We start from the raw sequence: 17,148 nt of genomic DNA, 5'->3' as shown, positions 1-17,148 counted from the left end.
GATATCCCTAAGCAGCCCGAGGCAAGCAAACCGAGGCCTAGTATATCGACGCTGCACCCATGTGGAAGCAGGCGTGTGTGGGAGCCGGGCTTGCCCGCGACCCAGACACCTCGGCGTATCTGTCACACCGAGGTGATGCTATCGCAGGCAAGCCAGCTGCCACACAAGCCCGCGCACATATTCAGGTCAGCCGTGTTCAGTCGAGGGCTTTCCAGATCTCGGTCGCGTACTCCCTGATGGTCCGATCCGAGCTGAACCAACCCATCCGCGCCGTATTCAGCACCGCCGAACGCCACCACGCCTTGGAATCATGCCAATGCGCCTCAACCCGCGCCTGGGCGTCCCAGTACGAATCGAAGTCGGCACACACCAGGAAGCGGTCGTAGTCGATCAGCCCGTCGATCAGCCCCGCGTAGCGGCCCGGATCGTCCGGCGAGAACACCCCGCCGCGGATCGCTTGCAGCACGTCGTTCAATCGATGAGACGCTGCGATGTCAGCACCTGCATTGAATTCACCAGCGTGCTTGCGGGCTTCCACCTGCTGCGCGCTGAGGCCGAAGATAAACATGTGCTCGGCCCCCACACGCTCGTGCATTTCCACGTTGGCGCCGTCCATTGTGCCGATGGTCAGCGCACCGTTGAGACCGAACTTCATGTTGCTGGTGCCCGAGGCCTCGAAACCGGCGGTGGAAATCTGCTCCGACAAATCCGCCGCCGGAATGATGCTTTCCGCCAGGCTGACGTTGTAGTTGGGCAGGAACACCACCTTGAGCAAACCGCGTACGGTCGGGTCGTTATTGACCGTGCGGGCGATGTCGTTGGTCAACTTGATGATCAACTTGGCCTGGTGATAACTGGCCGCCGCCTTGCCCGAGAAGATCTTCACGCGCGGCACCCAGTCGGTGCCCGGCTCGGCACGGATGGCCTGGTACAGCGCCACGGTGTGCAGCAGGTTGAGCAACTGGCGCTTGTATTCGTGGATACGCTTGACCTGCACGTCGAACATCGCCGCCGGGTTGACCGCAATGCCCAGGCGCTCGTGAATGATGTCCGCCAGCGCGCGCTTACTGTGCAGGCGCTGCTCGGCAAATGCCTTGCGGAACGTCTGTTTTTCGGCAAATGGCTCAAGCTCCCCCAACCGCTCTTCGGGCTTGTCGAGAATGTCCGGGCCGAGCGCTTCCACCAGCATGGACGTGAGCTTGGGGTTGGCCTGGTACAACCAGCGACGGAAGGTAATGCCGTTGGTTTTGTTGTTGATGCGTTCCGGGTACAGCTTGTGCAGCTCGGAGAACACCGTGCTGCGCATCAATTGGGTGTGCAGGCCGGACACGCCGTTGACGCTGTGGGAGCCCAGGAATGCCAGGTTGCCCATGCGCACGCGGCGGCCGTTGTCTTCTTCGATCAATGACACCGCGCGCAGTACGTCAAAGTCGTGGATGCCCTTGGCGCGCAGCGAGTCGATGTGCTGGGCGTTGATCAGGTAGATGATCTGCATGTGCCGGGGCAGCATGCGTTCCATCAGGCCGACCGGCCAGGTTTCCAGCGCTTCAGGCAGCAGCGTGTGGTTGGTGTACGACAGGGTTTCCACCGTCACATCCCACGCCGCTTCCCACGGAATGTGGTGCAGGTCGACCAATTGACGCATCAGCTCGGCCACGGCGATGGACGGGTGGGTGTCGTTGAGCTGGATCGCGGCGTGTTCGCCCAGGCTCAGCACCGAGCCGTGCATGTTCTTGTGGCGGCGCAGCAGGTCTTGCAGGGAGGCGGCGACAAAGAAGTATTCCTGGCGCAGGCGCAGTTCCTGCCCTGCTTCGGTGCTGTCGGCCGGGTAAAGCACTCGGGAGATGCTTTCGGCGCGTGCCACTTCGGCGACCGCGCCAAGGTGGTCACCGGCGTTGAAGCGCTCCAGGTGCAGGTCTTCCACCGCCCGGGCACGCCACAGCCGCAGCGTGTTGACGCTGGCACCGCGCCAGCCGACAACCGGCGTGTCATAAGCAATGGCGCGCACGGTTTCGTTCGGCGTCCATCGCTGGATCATTTTCCCGGAGGCATCTTCCAGTGTTTCGACGCTGCCACCAAAGCCGATCGGGTACGCCACTTCAGGGCGTTCGAATTCCCATGGGTTGCCGAAGTCCAGCCAGCGCTCGGTCTGCTCCTGCTGCCAGCCATCGACAATCGCCTGGCGAAACAAGCCGTGCTCATAACGGATGCCATACCCATGGCCGGCAATGCCCAGGGTCGACATGCTTTCCATGAAGCACGCCGCCAAGCGACCCAGGCCGCCGTTGCCCAGTGCGGCATCGGGCTCCAGCAGGCGGATGCGCTCAAGGTCGACACCCAGCTCCGAGAGCGCTTCACGAGCGATTTCCAGCACGCCGAGGTTGCTCAGGCTGTCGTAGAGCAAGCGGCCGATGAGGAATTCCAGGGAAAGGTAGTAAACCCGCTTCTGGCCCTTGCGGTAGATGCGCCGGGTGTGGTCCATCCAGTGATCGACCATCTGGTCGCGCGCGGCCAGGGCAATGGCTTCGAACCAGTCGTGGTCGAAGGCGTGATCCGGGTCCTTGCCCACCGCGTAGGTAAGTTTGGTCAAGACGGCATCGCGGAATGCGGCTACCTCTGCTTCTCGTTCAAGTGGTTCCTGAGACATCAATTGCGACCTCGGGCGAGATAGAAGGAGTTGCTAGAGCCTAGACGGTCTGACAGACGGTAGACGCTCTGGTTCGGCACTTTTTTAACGCATTTACCTTTACAGGGTTTTGATGCATTGGCCGTGCCTGCTTTTGATACAAGCGCGCCTTCTGGCCGAAACCCATAAAAAATTGTTCAAAAAATCATCAATCCCGGTATGATCGCGCGCCCGGACACCGCCCCACCTTGGAACCCTGATGAAGCCTCAACTGATCGCCGCCGCGGAACTCGACCGTCTTGAAACGTGGCAGAAATATTCCGCGCATATGTGCGGTGGTTGCGTGTCCAGCTGCTGCACGCTGCCGGTCGAAGTGAAGATCAAGGACCTGATCCGCATTGGTATCGTCGATGAATTCGAGCGCGGCGACCCGCCGAAGAACATCGCCAAGCGCTTGCAGAAGGAAGGCATCGTCGAGCGCTTCAACGCCAAATCCGAGATTTTTACCCTGCAGCGCATGAGCAACAACGATTGCCTGTACCTGGATCGTAAGACGCGCTTCTGCACTATTTATGACAAGCGCCCGGATACCTGCCGCAACCACCCGAAGATCGGTCCACGCCCTGGGTATTGCGCGTACAAGCCGAAGGAAGTGGTGCGCGAGACCAAGTTTCGGACACTCGATAAGTTCTGATCCAAGTTCTTTATTGCCTGGGCTACCGCGTTCGCGAGCAAGCCCGCCCCCACACTTGACCTCATTCATCCTGAAAAAACGCGGTCAAATGTGGGAGCGGGCTTGCTCGCGAAGAGGCCGGCACAATCACTGCACATTTTGCAGGCATAAAAAAAAACGCCCCCGGCCTTTCGACCGGGGGCGTTTTTCATTCAGCCTGAGTTAACTCAGTTCTTGGCTTTCTTGGCAGCGCGGGTACGCTCGCCTTCGTCCAGGATCTTCTTACGCAGGCGGATCGACTTAGGCGTGACTTCGCACAGCTCGTCGTCCTGGATGAATTCCAGGGCCTGTTCCAGGGTGAAGCGAACAGGTGGAACCAGAGCGATGGTTTCGTCTTTACCCGAAGCACGCATGTTGTCGAGCTTCTTGCCTTTGGTTGGGTTGACGCCCATGTCGTTATCACGGCTGTTCAGACCAACGATCTGACCGTTGTAGATCTCTTGACCGTGTTCAACGAACAGCTTGCCACGCGCCTGGAGGGTTTCCAGGGAGTAGGTCAGTGCCTTGCCGGTTTCTACCGATACCAGAACACCGTTCTGACGGCCGGACATGTCGCCGGACTTCATGGTGTCGTAGCGATCGAAGATCGAGGTCAGGATGCCAGCACCGTTGGTCAGGGTCAGGAACTGGTTACGGAAACCGATCAGACCACGAGCAGGGATGTTGTATTCCAGACGCACACGGCCTTTGCCATCCGGCACCATGTTGGTCAGGTCGCCTTTACGCAGACCCATCTCTTCCATCACCTTGCCCTGGGATTCTTCCGGGGTGTCGATGGTGACGTTTTCGAACGGTTCCTGCTTCACGCCGTCAACCTGACGGATGATCACTTCTGGACGACCAACGCCCATTTCGAAGCCTTCGCGACGCATGGTTTCGATCAGTACCGAGAGGTGCAGCTCACCACGGCCGGAAACCTTGAACTTGTCAGCCGAGTCGCCTTCTTCAACGCGCAGTGCAACGTTGTACAGCAGCTCTTTGTCCAGACGCTCCTTGATGTTACGGGAGGTCACGAACTTGCCTTCTTTACCGCAGAAAGGCGAGTCGTTTACCTGGAAGGTCATGGAAACGGTTGGCTCGTCAACGGTCAGAGGCTTCATCGCCTCGACGGTGTCCGGGTGGCACAGGGTGTCGGAGATGAACAGCGAGTCCATACCGCTGATGCACACGATGTCGCCAGCGGCCGCTTCTTCAACGTCGATGCGGTGCAGACCGTGGTGACCCATCAGCTTCAGGATACGACCGTTGCGCTTCTTGCCGTCGGCGCCGATAGCGACAACCGGGGTGTTCGGCTTGACGCGACCACGGGCGATACGGCCAACGCCGATAACACCCAGGAAGCTGTTGTAGTCCAGAGCGGAGATCTGCATCTGGAACGCGCCGTCACGGTCAACAGCCGGGGCTGGTACGTTGTCGACGATCGACTGGTACAGCGGGGTCATGTCTTCAGCCATGTCGGTGTGGTCCAGACCGGCAATACCGTTCAGGGCCGAGGCGTAGACGACTTTGAAGTCCAGCTGCTCTTCGGTGGCACCCAGGTTGTCGAACAGGTCGAAGATCTGGTCCAGAACCCAGTCCGGACGCGCGCCTGGACGGTCAACCTTGTTGATGCACACGATCGGACGCAGGCCGGCTTCGAACGCCTTCTTGGTCACGAAACGGGTTTGCGGCATAGGGCCGTCTTGAGCGTCAACCAGCAGCAGAACGGAGTCAACCATCGACATTACGCGTTCTACTTCGCCGCCGAAGTCGGCGTGGCCCGGGGTATCCACGATGTTGATGTGGTAGCCGTTCCAGTTGATAGCGGTGTTTTTAGCCAGGATGGTAATACCGCGCTCTTTTTCCTGGTCGTTGGAGTCCATCACGCGCTCGTCGTTGAGCTCGTTGCGCTCCAGGGTGCCGGATTGACGCAGGAGTTTGTCTACCAGGGTGGTTTTACCATGGTCAACGTGAGCAATGATGGCGATGTTACGTAGATTTTCGATCACTTGTGTATCTCGATCAGAGGATTCGGTGTGCTGACAGGTCGTGGCAGCGATTAACAGTAGAGTCAGGCCTTGCCGTTACAGCTTGACGGCAGAGTCGGGGGGCCGGTGACGCAGGCCACAGGCAAACAGCCCCGGGCTCTTAGCTCGGTCGATAAACGCGCACATTGGCATGTCCCTCACTGAGCAAATGGTGGGCATGCAGGCGACTCATCACGCCTTTGTCGCAATACAGCAGGTACTGACGGCTGTTATCCAGTTCCTTGAAACGCGCATTCAATGCATAGAACGGCAGCGTTTGTACGTCGATGCCGGCGATTTCCAGCGGCTCATCCTCAGCGGCATCCGGGTGACGGATGTCGATGACGATCTGGCCGGCCAGGGCTTCGCTGACTTCTTCGATCTTGATGTCCTGGCCCAATTCGTCGATCACGCGATCGATCGGGACCAGCTTGGCGTTCTCGAGCGCACGCTCCAGAATCGCCATGTCGAATTCTTTCTCTTCATGCTCCACGCGATGGCGCTTGGCGTGGGTCTTGGGGTTCACCGAAATGACCCCGCAGTACTCGGGCATGTGCTTGGCAAAGTCGGCGGTGCCGATCTGCTCTGCCAGGTCGATGATGTCCTGCTTATGGCTGGCGATCAGCGGGCGCAAGACCAGCTTCTCGGTGACGCAATCGATGATCGACAGGTTCGGCAGCGTCTGGCTGGAGACCTGGGAAATCGCCTCACCGGTTACCAGTGCATCGATCTGCAACTTGTCGGCGATTCGCGAGGCCGCGCGCAACATCATACGCTTCAATACCACGCCCATATGACCGTTATCGACTTTACCGAGAATTTCGCCCAGTACTTCCTCGAACGGTACGCTCACAAATAGCACGCGTTGGGAGCTGCCGTACTTCTTCCAGATAAAATGCGCGACTTCCATCACGCCCAATTCGTGTGCACGCCCGCCCAGGTTGAAGAAGCAGAAGTGGCTCATCAGGCCGCGGCGCATGATCTGGTAGGCCGCCACCGTGGAATCGAAACCGCCGGACATCAGCACCAGGGTCTGTTCCAGGGCGCCCAGCGGGTAGCCGCCGATGCTGTTGTGCTGGCTGTGGATCACAAACAACCGTTGGTCGCGAATTTCCATGCGCACTTCGATTTGTGGCGCTTTCAGGGAAATTCCGGCTGCGCCGCACTCGCGACGCAGCTTGCTGCCGACGTATTTCTCGACGTCCATGGAGCTGAAGGTGTGCTTGCCGGCACGCTTGCAGCGCACCGAAAAGATCTTGCCTTCAAGCTCACTGCCGTAGTGCTGTTTGCACTTCTCGGTGATGTCATCGAAGTCGCCCAGCGGGTACTCATCCACCTGCAGGAAATGCGCGATGCCCGGCATGCAGCTCAGGCGCTCGGTCATGTCCTTCAAGGCTTTGGGCTCGGTGACACGGGTTTCCAGCTCGAGGTTGTCCCACACGCCGTTCACCACCACAGCCGGGTCCAGATCGCGGAGCACGGCACGGATGTTCTTGGCCAACTGACGGATGAAACGCGTCCGTACCGGTCGGCTTTTGATGGTGATCTCGGGGAAGACTTTAACGATTAATTTCATGGAAACAGCGCGCGCCGGGCCTGCTGAAAAAGGGGGGCGCGGATTATAGCGGAAATCGCTCAAGGTTTAACCAGTTAATATGCATCGCACGTATCACGCACTAAATAGGTGCATTTGTGCGCCTTTGCGCTACATTGCGGTGCGCCATTTTTGGTCTTTTGTCGTAATGCACCTTTATAGGGTCGTTTTTTGAGCAGAAAACCCATGTTGGCGCACTGGCATGCAATTTGCTCTCTTGTGAGGCAGGTTGCCATGGCGGACTATCCGCGCCGGCATCACCCACATTCTAAGGGCTAACTCCACTACCCCAGCCCGAAGCCACCCGGAGGACACTATGTCGAAGTCGGTTCAACTCATCAAAGATCATGACGTTAAATGGATTGATCTGCGCTTCACGGACACCAAAGGCACTCAGCACCACGTGACCATGCCGGCTCGCGACGCGCTGGATGAAGCTTTCTTCGAAGAAGGCAAAATGTTCGACGGTTCCTCCATCGCTGGCTGGAAAGGCATCGAAGCCTCCGACATGATCCTGATGCCGGACGACAGCACTGCCGTACTCGACCCGTTCACCGAAGAGCCGACCCTGATCCTGGTCTGCGACGTGATCGAGCCTTCGACCATGCAAGGCTACGACCGCGACCCACGTGCGATCGCCAAGCGTGCCGAGGAATACCTGAAGTCGACCGGTATCGGTGACACTGTATTCGTAGGCCCAGAGCCAGAATTCTTCATCTTCGACCAAGTGAAGTTCAAGTCCGACATCTCCGGCTCCATGTTCAAGATCTACTCCGAACAAGGCTCCTGGATGTCCGATCAAGACGTGGAAGGCGGCAACCATGGCCACCGTCCAGGCATCAAAGGTGGCTACTTCCCAGTTCCGCCGTTCGACCACGACCACGAAATCCGTACCTCCATGTGCAACGCCATGGAAGACATGGGCCTGACCATCGAAGTGCACCACCACGAAGTGGCCACTGCCGGCCAGAACGAAATCGGTGTGAAATTCAACACCCTGGTGGCCAAGGCTGACGAAGTACAGACCCTGAAGTACTGCGTACACAACACTGCCGTTGCCTACGGCCGTACCGCTACCTTCATGCCTAAGCCTCTGTACGGCGATAACGGTTCGGGTATGCACGTTCACCTGTCCATCGCCAAAGAGGGCAAGAACACCTTCGCTGGCGAAGGTTATGCCGGCCTGTCCGACACTGCCCTGTACTTCATCGGCGGTATCATCAAGCACGGTAAGGCCTTGAACGGCTTCACCAACCCGTCGACCAACTCCTACAAGCGTCTGGTCCCAGGTTTCGAAGCACCGGTAATGCTGGCCTACTCGGCGCGCAACCGTTCCGCTTCGATCCGTATTCCATACGTGTCCAGCCCTCGCGCTCGCCGTATCGAAGCACGCTTCCCGGATCCAGCAGCCAACCCGTACCTGGCCTTCGCTGCCCTGGTAATGGCTGGCCTGGACGGTATCCAAAACAAGATCCACCCTGGCGACGCCGCCGACAAAAACTTGTACGACCTGCCGCCTGAAGAGGCCAAAGAGATCCCACAAGTGTGCGGCAGCCTGAAAGAAGCCCTGGAAGAGCTGGACAAGGGCCGTGCGTTCCTGACCAAAGGCGGCGTGTTCAGCGACGACTTCATCGACGCTTACATCGGCCTGAAGAGCGAAGAAGAAATCAAGGTTCGCACCTTCGTACACCCACTGGAATACGAGCTGTACTACAGCTGCTGATCCGGTAGCGCTGCTTAATGTAGCGTGATGAAAAAAGACCTCCTTCGGGAGGTCTTTTTTTTGGCCCGCGATTGCGCCGCATCGAGCACCTGTTGTATTGACTGATACTCCGCCATCGCGGGCAAGCCCCGCTCCCACAGGAGATCATCCTTGAAACGTCGACTTGTGTTCGCTCTGTTGTTCGTCAGTGCCAGTGCGAGTGCTGCGCCGCCCACTCTGGAGCCGCTGCTCAACAGCATTGCCGAACGCCTGGAGATCGCCGACCAGGTAGCCCTGAGCAAATGGGACAGCAAAAAGCCCGTGGAAGATAAAAAGCGCGAACAAGAGGTGATCGCCAGCGTTAGCGCCCAGGCACCGACCTACAAGCTGGACGCGGCCGCCGCCGAGCAGTTTTTTTCGGCGCAGATCGAGGCCAACAAGCTGGTGCAATACACCCACCTTTCCGACTGGCAATTCCAAGGCAAGGCGCCGGACGACCCACGCCCGGACCTGATCAAACAGATACGCCCGCAGCTGGATGAACTGCAAAAACGCCTGCTGCAGCAGCTGGCCGACTTTACCCCGCAGCGCACCGACCCGCAGTGCCCACAGTGGCTGGCCGAAGCCGTGCATGAGCCGCTGAACGATCCACTGCGGCAACTGGCGATGATCCGTGCCACGGCCGAGCTGTGCGTTCGACCTACTTGATTTGAGGAACCGTCCTGCATCTTCACCTGGGCCGACAGCCATAGCCTGAGCGTTCACTGACCGAACAGGATGGAACCATGGACACCCTCAAGTGCTTGACTGCAGCAGCGACCGTTTTGTCGTTGCTGGGCTGCGGCACGCAGGCAAAGGATGCGGCACAGATCGAGAAAGAGGTCTTGCTTGAACGTAGCGAGTCTTGGGACGGCACGCCCTACACAGCCTACCCGTCCGGCCCGCCGCAGCTCACGCTGATACGCCTGAAGATCCCGGCACGCACGCAACTGCCTTGGCACACCCACCCGATGCCGAACGCTGCCTACATCGTTTCAGGGGAGTTGACCGTTGAAACCCGCGCAAACGGCGCCTCGCGGACCTTGAGGCAAGGGCAAACCCTGGCCGAGATGGTGGGCACCGAACATCGCGGCATTACCGGAAACACACCCGTTGAGCTTCTGGTCTTTTATGCGGGCACTCCAGGCATGCCACTGTCAGAGCAACGCTGACCGTCCCGAACCGTTTTCACCCCGCATTGAAAACGGTCCGCCCAGCACTTCCTGAACAACCTTCACAAAACCGCACTATATTGGTGCGATAGGCTGCACCCTACCCACCTGCCCAGCCCATTTTGGTTCGAAACTTCCCGAGCAAGCTGGCAGAACGCCACAGTTTCGCGCCTAAAACCCCCATTTCAGGGCTTGCACGCTTCTTTTCGGAGCCTTGGTTTGGTTTTTGCATTTTCCTTGTATCAGCGTGTGCCTCAAGCCCGCGCGTTGCTCCAAAAGAGGTCCTGATGACCATCAGCGATGCACTGCACCGTTTGCTACTCGACAACCTGACCACCGCGACCATCCTACTCAACGACGACTTGCGTCTTGAGTACATGAACCCGGCGGCGGAGATGCTCCTGGCCATCAGCGGCCAGCGCAGCCATGGGCAGTTCATCAGCGAATTGTTCACCGAGTCAGCCGAAGCCTTGAGCTCATTGCGCCAGGCTGTGGAGCAGGCCCACCCCTTCACCAAGCGCGAAGCGATGCTCACGGCCCTGACCGGCCAGACCCTGACCGTCGACTACGCCGTGACCCCGATCCTCAGCAACGGCGCCACCTTGCTGCTGCTGGAAGTGCACCCGCGCGACCGCCTCCTGCGCATCACCAAGGAAGAAGCGCAGTTGTCCAAGCAGGAGACCAGCAAGATGTTGGTGCGTGGCCTGGCCCATGAGATCAAGAATCCGCTGGGTGGTATCCGTGGCGCAGCGCAACTGCTGGCCCGCGAGCTGCCGGACGATAACCTCAAGGACTACACCAACGTCATCATCGAAGAGGCCGACCGCCTGCGTAACCTGGTGGACCGCATGCTCGGCTCCAACAAGCTGCCGTCGCTGGCGATGACCAACGTGCACGAAGTGCTGGAGCGTGTCTGTCAGCTGGTTGAGGCCGAAAGCCAGGGCTGCATCACCTTGGTGCGCGACTATGACCCAAGCATTCCCGACGTTTTGATCGACCGCGAACAGATGATTCAGGCGGTGCTCAATATCGTACGTAACGCCATGCAGGCCATCAGCAGCCAGAACGAGCTGCGCCTGGGCCGCATCAGCCTGCGCACCCGCGCCCTGCGTCAGTTCACCATTGGCCATGTGCGCCATCGCCTGGTGACCAAGGTCGAGATCATCGACAACGGCCCGGGGATTCCTGCGGAACTGCAGGAAACCATTTTCTTTCCCATGGTCAGTGGCCGCCCGGACGGTACCGGGCTGGGCCTGGCCATTACCCAGAACATCATCAGCCAGCACCAGGGTCTGATCGAGTGTGAGAGCCATCCTGGCCACACCACGTTCTCGATCTTTCTGCCACTGGAACAAGGAGCCCCATCGACATGAGCCGTAGTGAAACTGTCTGGATCGTCGATGACGACCGTTCTATCCGCTGGGTCCTCGAGAAAGCCTTGCAACAGGAAGGCATGACCACCCAGAGCTTCGACAGCGCCGACGGTGTAATGAGCCGCCTGGCGCGCCAGCAGCCCGACGTGATCATCTCGGACATCCGCATGCCCGGCGCCAGTGGCCTGGACCTGCTGGCGCGGATTCGCGAGCAGCACCCGCGCTTGCCGGTGATCATCATGACGGCGCACTCGGACCTGGACAGCGCTGTCGCGTCCTATCAGGGCGGCGCCTTTGAATACCTGCCCAAGCCGTTCGACGTGGACGAAGCGGTGGCATTGGTCAAACGCGCCAACCAGCACGCCCAGGAACAACAGAACCAGGAAGCTCCACCCGCCCTGACCCGCACCCCGGAAATCATCGGCGAAGCGCCGGCGATGCAGGAAGTGTTTCGCGCCATCGGGCGCTTGAGCCATTCCAACATCACCGTGCTGATCAACGGCGAGTCGGGGACCGGTAAAGAGCTGGTCGCCCATGCCCTGCACCGTCACAGCCCACGCGCAGCCTCGCCGTTCATTGCGTTGAACATGGCGGCGATTCCAAAGGATTTGATGGAATCCGAGCTGTTCGGCCACGAAAAAGGCGCATTCACTGGCGCAGCCAACCTGCGTCGCGGGCGCTTTGAACAGGCTGACGGCGGCACGCTGTTCCTCGATGAAATCGGCGATATGCCGGCCGACACCCAGACCCGCCTGCTGCGCGTGCTGGCGGACGGTGAGTTCTATCGGGTGGGCGGACACACACCGGTCAAGGTCGACGTACGCATCATCGCGGCGACCCACCAGAACCTGGAAACCCTGGTGCACGCGGGCAAATTCCGTGAGGACTTGTTCCACCGCCTCAACGTGATCCGCATCCATATCCCGCGCATGTCGGACCGTCGCGAAGACATCCCGACCCTGGCCCGCCACTTCCTCAGCCGCGCCGCTCAGGAGCTGGCCGTCGAGCCGAAGCTGCTGAAAAGCGAGACCGAGGAATACCTGAAGAACCTGCCGTGGCCCGGCAACGTGCGTCAGTTGGAGAACACCTGCCGCTGGATCACGGTGATGGCCTCCGGACGCGAAGTGCACATCAGCGACCTGCCTCCGGAGCTGTTGAGCCTTCCGCAGGATTCCGCGCCGGTGACCAACTGGGAACAAGCGCTGCGCCAATGGGCCGACCAGGCCCTGGCGCGCGGCCAGTCGAACCTGCTGGACAGCGCCGTGCCGGCGTTCGAGCGCATCATGATCGAGACCGCCCTCAAGCACACCGCCGGTCGCCGCCGCGATGCCGCCGTGTTGCTGGGTTGGGGCCGCAATACCCTGACGCGCAAGATCAAGGAGTTGGGGATGAAGGTGGATGGTGGGGATGATGACGAGGGTGATGAAGCCTGAATCTCAGATCCACTGAAGATCCAATGTGGGAGGGGGCTTGCCCCCGATGACGGTATATCAGCCACAGATGTTGTGACTGACCTACTGCTATCGGGGGCAAGCCCCCTCCCACATTTGGACCGCTACAAGGTTCCAGCGCCGTGCACCGCTTCAATGCACCATGAACCGGCATCGGGCATGAATCTAACGCATCAAGCCTCAGGCTCGTTGATGACAATCTGAATACCAAAAACACCAAAGCCCCGTATTCCGGGGCTTTGCGCTTTTTTTAGGATTTTTTTGGCACAACGTCGCCACTCTGGCACGCGCCCTGCAATAACCCTTGTACTACCCAGTTTCGGGGACCTTGGTACAGGCAGGCCGAGAATCCCCTCTTTACACCCGGGGTGCTTGACGCGAGCAGCGTCGCGCCCCACACCGCTTTGGGGAACCTCGGTACAGGCAGGCCGGGGATTCCCTCTTTAACACCGAAGCTTTGCAAGCTTCACCCTGTTTTGGGAGCCCTGGTACAGGCAGGCCGGGAACTCCCTCTTTTATTGCTCTTGGAGATGGATCTCCAGCCGCCAGCGGCCGTCAGCCTCCTCCCCTTTCCATTCCCCGCGCAACGGCCGAGCCGCCACCAGGTTCAGCAGCAGGCCGCCATCGGTCTTGCGCACGCGCCAGTTCACATCCTTGTCATTGACCTTGAGCTGCCCACCGGCGGCCTGGCCCTGTGCGTCGAACAGCAGCGCCACGGTGCCGTCGATATGCTCGCCGTGCAGCTTGGGTTCGCTGTTGAACCACACCACCACGCCGTCCGCCGCGGTCTCGACCTGCTGCAGTTCGACCGGGTCCGGTGTGGTCAGGCGACCGATCATCAGGCCCACCATCATGCCAACAATCGCCAATGAGCCCATGACCCGAGGCATAAGCTTCGGTCTTGGGTCCTCTTCAGGGGTAGAATGCAGCGCATCTTTGCCTTCGGAGCCGTGCATGTTTCACGTCATCCTTTTTCAACCAGAAATTCCGCCGAATACCGGCAACGTTATCAGGCTGTGCGCCAACAGTGGCTGCCACCTGCATTTGATCGAGCCCCTGGGCTTCGACATGGACGACAAGCGCCTGCGCCGTGCCGGGCTCGACTACCACGAGTACGCCACGCTCAAGCGCCACGCCGACCTGGCCAGTTGCCTGGAAAGCCTGGGGCATCCGCGACTGTTCGCGTTCACCACCAAGGGCTCGCAACCGTTCCACGATGTCAGCTTTGCCGAAGGTGACGCCTTCCTGTTCGGTCCGGAAAGCCGTGGCCTGCCGGCCGAGGTACTCGACGCCCTGCCCGATGGCCATCGCCTGCGCTTGCCGATGCGCGAGGGGTGCCGCAGCTTGAACCTGTCCAACACCGTGGCCGTCGCGGTTTACGAAGGCTGGCGCCAGCTCGGTTTCAAGTAACACCGTAAAACAAGTGTGGGAGGGGGCTTGCCCCCGATGACGGAGTGCCAGTCGACATCTATGTGACTGACACTCCGCTATCGGGGGCAAGCCCCCTCCCACATTTTTACCGCATCGACTTATTGAACGGTCGACGAACCTTCCTGTTGCATGCGCTGCAGCTCTTGAGCGTACAGGGCATCGAAGTTCACCGGAGCCAGCATCAGCGCAGGGAACGAGCCACGGGTGACCAGGCTGTCCAGGGTCTCACGGGCATACGGGAACAGGATGTTCGGGCAGAACGCGCCCAAGGTGTGGCTCATGGACGCTTCGTCCAGGCCCTGGATCAGGAAGATACCGGCCTGTTGCACTTCAGCGATGAAGGCCACTTCTTCGCCGTTCTTGACGGTCACGGACAGGGTCAGCACGACTTCGTGGAAGTCGCCTTCCAGGGCCTTCTGGCGAGTGTTCAGGTCCAGTGCAACGCTTGGGGTCCATTCCTGGCGGAAGATGGCCGGGCTTTTCGGCGCTTCGAACGACAGGTCACGCACGTAGATGCGCTGCAGCGAAAACTGTGGCGCTTGGGCTTCTGCAGCTTCGGTGTTCTGTTGGTCAGTCATCGCAGATCCTTGTGATCTTGGGGTCTTTTAGGGTTTAGGCATCAGACGAGCAGCAGCGCATCGAGTTTACCCGCGCGCTCCAGGGCAAACAGGTCATCGCAACCACCGATATGCTTGGCGCCGATCCAGATCTGCGGCACGGACGTGCGCCCCGCCTTCTGGGCCATCTCGGCGCGCACCTGGGGTTTGCCGTCGACCTTGATTTCTTCGAAGGCAACGCCCTTTTTCTCCAGCAGAGCCTTGGCCCGCATGCAGTAAGGGCACCAATCGCTGGAATACACGACAACCTGGCTCATATCACTTCACCAGCGGCAGGTTATCGGCGCGCCAGCTGCTGATGCCACCGGACAGCTTGGCGGCGGTGAAACCGGTCTTGAGCATTTCGCGGGCGTGGGTGCCGGCGTGCTGGCCTTGGGCGTCGACCAGGATGATGGTCTTGGCCTTGTGCTTTTCCAACTCGGCCAGGCGCGCGATCAGCTTGTCCTGCGGAATGTTCAGGGCACCGACGATGTGGCCGGTGGCAAAATCCTTGGCCGGGCGGATGTCCACGACAACGGCCTCATCCTTGTTGACCAGTGCGGTCAGCTCCGCCGTGCTCAGGCTGCGGCCACCGCGGCTCAATTCGTGAGCGATCAGCAGCGCCAGCAGGATGACGAAGGCACCCACGAGCAGGTAGTGGGCAGTGGCAAATGCAATCAGGTGATCAACCATCAAGGAGGTTCCAGGGCGTTAAAATGGCGGTAAGTATACACAGCCGTCAGGGGGGGCCAACCCCCGTAAAGCGGTGACGTGGTCGGAACTTCGCTTTAAACTGCCACTCCCTTTTCAATTGTCTTCCTTTATTACCGCCGCGAGAGGATCTATGACTACTACGCCTAAACCTTTGGTCCTGATAATTCTCGATGGCTTCGGACACAGTGAAAGCCACCACGACAACGCGGTATACGCGGCCAAGAAGCCGGTACTCGACCGCCTGACCGCCAGCGTACCCAACGGCCTCATCTCTGGTTCAGGTATGGACGTAGGCTTGCCGGACGGTCAGATGGGCAACTCGGAAGTCGGCCACATGAACCTCGGCGCCGGACGAGTGGTATACCAGGACTTCACCCGTGTGACCAAAGCGATCCGCGATGGTGAGTTCTTCGAGAATCCGACCATCTGCGCCGCGGTAGATAAAGCAGTGGCTGCCGGCAAGGCCGTGCACTTCATGGGCCTGCTGTCCGATGGCGGCGTCCACAGCCACCAGGACCACCTGGTCGCCATGGCCGAACTGGCCTTTAAGCGCGGCGCCGACAAGATTTACCTGCACGCTTTCCTCGACGGCCGGGACACCCCGCCGAAAAGCGCGCAATCCTCCATCGAACTGCTCGACACCACCTTCGCCGCCCTCGGCAAAGGCCGTATCGCCAGTTTGGTCGGCCGTTACTTCGCCATGGACCGCGACAACCGTTGGGACCGCGTCTCCCAGGCCTACAACCTGATCGTCGACGGCCAGGCCGAATTCCACGCCGCCACCGCCCAGGAAGGCCTGGAGGCCGCCTACGCCCGTGGCGAGAGCGACGAATTCGTCAAGGCCACCACCATCGGCGAGCCGGTGAAGGTAGAAGACGGCGACGCGGTGGTGTTCATGAACTTCCGTGCCGACCGCGCCCGCGAGCTGAGCCGCGTGTTTGTCGAAGACGGTTTCAAGGAATTCGAGCGTGCCCGCCAGCCCAAAGTGCAGTACGTGGGCCTGACCCAATACGCCGCCAGTATCCCGGCCCCCGCGGCCTTTGCTCCGGGCAGCCTGGACAACGTGCTGGGCGACTACCTGGCGAAAAACGGCAAGACCCAGCTGCGCATTGCCGAAACCGAGAAATACGCCCACGTGACCTTCTTCTTCTCCGGCGGTCGTGAAGAGCCGTTCCCAGGCGAAGAACGCATTCTGATCCCATCGCCAAAGGTTGCGACCTACGACCTGCAGCCGGAAATGAGCGCGCCGGAAGTCACCGACAAGATCGTCGACGCCATCGAACACCAGCGTTACGACGTGATCGTGGTCAACTACGCCAACGGCGACATGGTCGGCCATAGCGGTAACCTGGAAGCCGCGACCAAGGCCGTGGAATGCCTGGACCTTTGCGTCGGTCGCATCGTCGATGCCCTGGAGAAAGTCGGCGGCGAAGCACTGATCACGGCCGACCACGGCAACTGCGAACAGATGTCCGATGAATCCACCGGCCAGGCCCACACAGCCCACACGACTGAGCCAGTGCCGTTTATCTATGTCGGCAAGCGTGATTTGAAAGTGCGCGAAGGCGGCGTGCTGGCAGATGTGGCGCCGACCATGCTGATGCTGATGGGGCTGGAGAAGCCGGTGGAGATGACCGGGACTTCGATTCTGGTCTGATCCCAGCCTCACCACAAAACCAGTGTGGGAGCGGGCTTGCTCGCGAATACGGTA

The 17,148-nt window shown here is 59.9% G+C and carries 15 protein-coding genes; 8 read left to right on the top strand and 7 right to left on the bottom strand.

What is annotated here, in order from left to right:
• Nucleotides 1-196: 196 nt before the first annotated feature.
• On the bottom strand, nucleotides 197-2,647 hold the full coding sequence (locus BMZ57_RS19970; RefSeq protein WP_069672829.1) for a glycogen/starch/alpha-glucan phosphorylase: 2,451 nt from the start codon (nucleotides 2,645-2,647) through the stop codon (nucleotides 197-199).
• Between the two features lie 238 nt (nucleotides 2,648-2,885).
• Here BMZ57_RS19970 and BMZ57_RS19965 point away from each other — a divergent pair, with 238 nt between their 5' ends.
• Complete coding sequence (locus BMZ57_RS19965; RefSeq protein ID WP_010213857.1) at nucleotides 2,886-3,320, top strand: YkgJ family cysteine cluster protein; 435 nt, start codon at nucleotides 2,886-2,888, stop codon at nucleotides 3,318-3,320.
• 206 nt (nucleotides 3,321-3,526) lie between these two features.
• On the opposite strand, the gene typA is transcribed toward BMZ57_RS19965, so the two are convergent.
• Both typA and thiI read right to left on the bottom strand, forming a co-directional pair.
• Nucleotides 3,527-5,347 carry a translational GTPase TypA gene (typA, locus tag BMZ57_RS19960; RefSeq protein WP_010213863.1) on the bottom strand — a complete coding sequence of 607 codons (1,821 nt, stop codon included), beginning with the start codon at nucleotides 5,345-5,347 and terminating at the stop codon, nucleotides 3,527-3,529.
• Between the two features lie 139 nt (nucleotides 5,348-5,486).
• Nucleotides 5,487-6,941 carry a tRNA uracil 4-sulfurtransferase ThiI gene (thiI, locus tag BMZ57_RS19955; protein WP_021492186.1) on the bottom strand — a complete coding sequence of 485 codons (1,455 nt, stop codon included), beginning with the start codon at nucleotides 6,939-6,941 and terminating at the stop codon, nucleotides 5,487-5,489.
• A gap of 334 nt (nucleotides 6,942-7,275) precedes the next feature.
• On the opposite strand from thiI, the gene glnA reads away from it, so the two are divergent.
• From glnA to ntrC, 5 genes are all read left to right on the top strand, one after another.
• Nucleotides 7,276-8,682 (top strand): type I glutamate--ammonia ligase, encoded by a 1,407-nt coding sequence (gene glnA, locus BMZ57_RS19945; RefSeq protein WP_010213867.1) that lies wholly within the window; start codon nucleotides 7,276-7,278, stop codon nucleotides 8,680-8,682.
• Between the two features lie 150 nt (nucleotides 8,683-8,832).
• Complete coding sequence (locus tag BMZ57_RS19940) at nucleotides 8,833-9,369, top strand: chorismate mutase (protein ID WP_021492187.1); 537 nt, start codon at nucleotides 8,833-8,835, stop codon at nucleotides 9,367-9,369.
• A 77-nt stretch (nucleotides 9,370-9,446) separates the two neighbouring features.
• Nucleotides 9,447-9,872, top strand: coding sequence for a cupin domain-containing protein (locus tag BMZ57_RS19935; RefSeq protein WP_044286496.1), 426 nt, complete (start codon nucleotides 9,447-9,449; stop codon nucleotides 9,870-9,872).
• Nucleotides 9,873-10,159: 287 nt separating this feature from the next.
• Nucleotides 10,160-11,245: a nitrogen regulation protein NR(II) gene (glnL, locus tag BMZ57_RS19930; RefSeq protein WP_010213871.1), complete on the top strand. Its 1,086-nt coding sequence runs from the start codon at nucleotides 10,160-10,162 to the stop codon at nucleotides 11,243-11,245.
• Nucleotides 11,242-12,678 carry a nitrogen regulation protein NR(I) gene (ntrC, locus tag BMZ57_RS19925; RefSeq protein ID WP_008435682.1) on the top strand — a complete coding sequence of 479 codons (1,437 nt, stop codon included), beginning with the start codon at nucleotides 11,242-11,244 and terminating at the stop codon, nucleotides 12,676-12,678. Before glnL ends, ntrC begins: the two co-directional genes overlap by 4 nt.
• A gap of 533 nt (nucleotides 12,679-13,211) precedes the next feature.
• On the opposite strand, the gene BMZ57_RS19920 is transcribed toward ntrC, so the two are convergent.
• Nucleotides 13,212-13,652 carry a hypothetical protein gene (locus BMZ57_RS19920; RefSeq protein ID WP_021492189.1) on the bottom strand — a complete coding sequence of 147 codons (441 nt, stop codon included), beginning with the start codon at nucleotides 13,650-13,652 and terminating at the stop codon, nucleotides 13,212-13,214.
• Here BMZ57_RS19920 and BMZ57_RS19915 point away from each other — a divergent pair.
• Nucleotides 13,651-14,106, top strand: a complete 456-nt coding sequence (locus BMZ57_RS19915) for a tRNA (cytidine(34)-2'-O)-methyltransferase (protein WP_010213874.1) — start codon at nucleotides 13,651-13,653, stop codon at nucleotides 14,104-14,106. The genes BMZ57_RS19920 and BMZ57_RS19915 overlap by 2 nt on opposite strands.
• A 119-nt stretch (nucleotides 14,107-14,225) precedes the next feature.
• On the opposite strand, the gene secB is transcribed toward BMZ57_RS19915, so the two are convergent.
• The 3 genes from secB to BMZ57_RS19900 are packed head-to-tail and all read right to left on the bottom strand — an operon-like array spanning nucleotide 14,226 to nucleotide 15,416.
• Nucleotides 14,226-14,705 carry a protein-export chaperone SecB gene (gene secB / locus BMZ57_RS19910; RefSeq protein ID WP_010213875.1) on the bottom strand — a complete coding sequence of 160 codons (480 nt, stop codon included), beginning with the start codon at nucleotides 14,703-14,705 and terminating at the stop codon, nucleotides 14,226-14,228.
• Nucleotides 14,706-14,746: 41 nt separating this feature from the next.
• Nucleotides 14,747-15,001 carry a glutaredoxin 3 gene (gene grxC / locus BMZ57_RS19905; RefSeq protein WP_010213876.1) on the bottom strand — a complete coding sequence of 85 codons (255 nt, stop codon included), beginning with the start codon at nucleotides 14,999-15,001 and terminating at the stop codon, nucleotides 14,747-14,749.
• A 1-nt stretch (nucleotide 15,002) separates the two neighbouring features.
• Entirely contained in the window at nucleotides 15,003-15,416 is a 414-nt protein-coding gene (locus BMZ57_RS19900; RefSeq protein ID WP_010213877.1) for a rhodanese-like domain-containing protein, read from the bottom strand.
• 151 nt (nucleotides 15,417-15,567) lie between these two features.
• Between BMZ57_RS19900 and gpmI the strand changes: the two genes are divergently transcribed.
• On the top strand, nucleotides 15,568-17,094 hold the full coding sequence (gpmI, locus tag BMZ57_RS19895) for a 2,3-bisphosphoglycerate-independent phosphoglycerate mutase (protein WP_010213878.1): 1,527 nt from the start codon (nucleotides 15,568-15,570) through the stop codon (nucleotides 17,092-17,094).
• Nucleotides 17,095-17,148: the final 54 nt, after the last annotated feature.

Source organism: Pseudomonas simiae (genome assembly GCF_900111895.1).
GTDB lineage: Bacteria > Pseudomonadota > Gammaproteobacteria > Pseudomonadales > Pseudomonadaceae > Aquipseudomonas > Aquipseudomonas simiae.
This window is presented reverse-complemented; position numbering and strand designations above follow the sequence as displayed.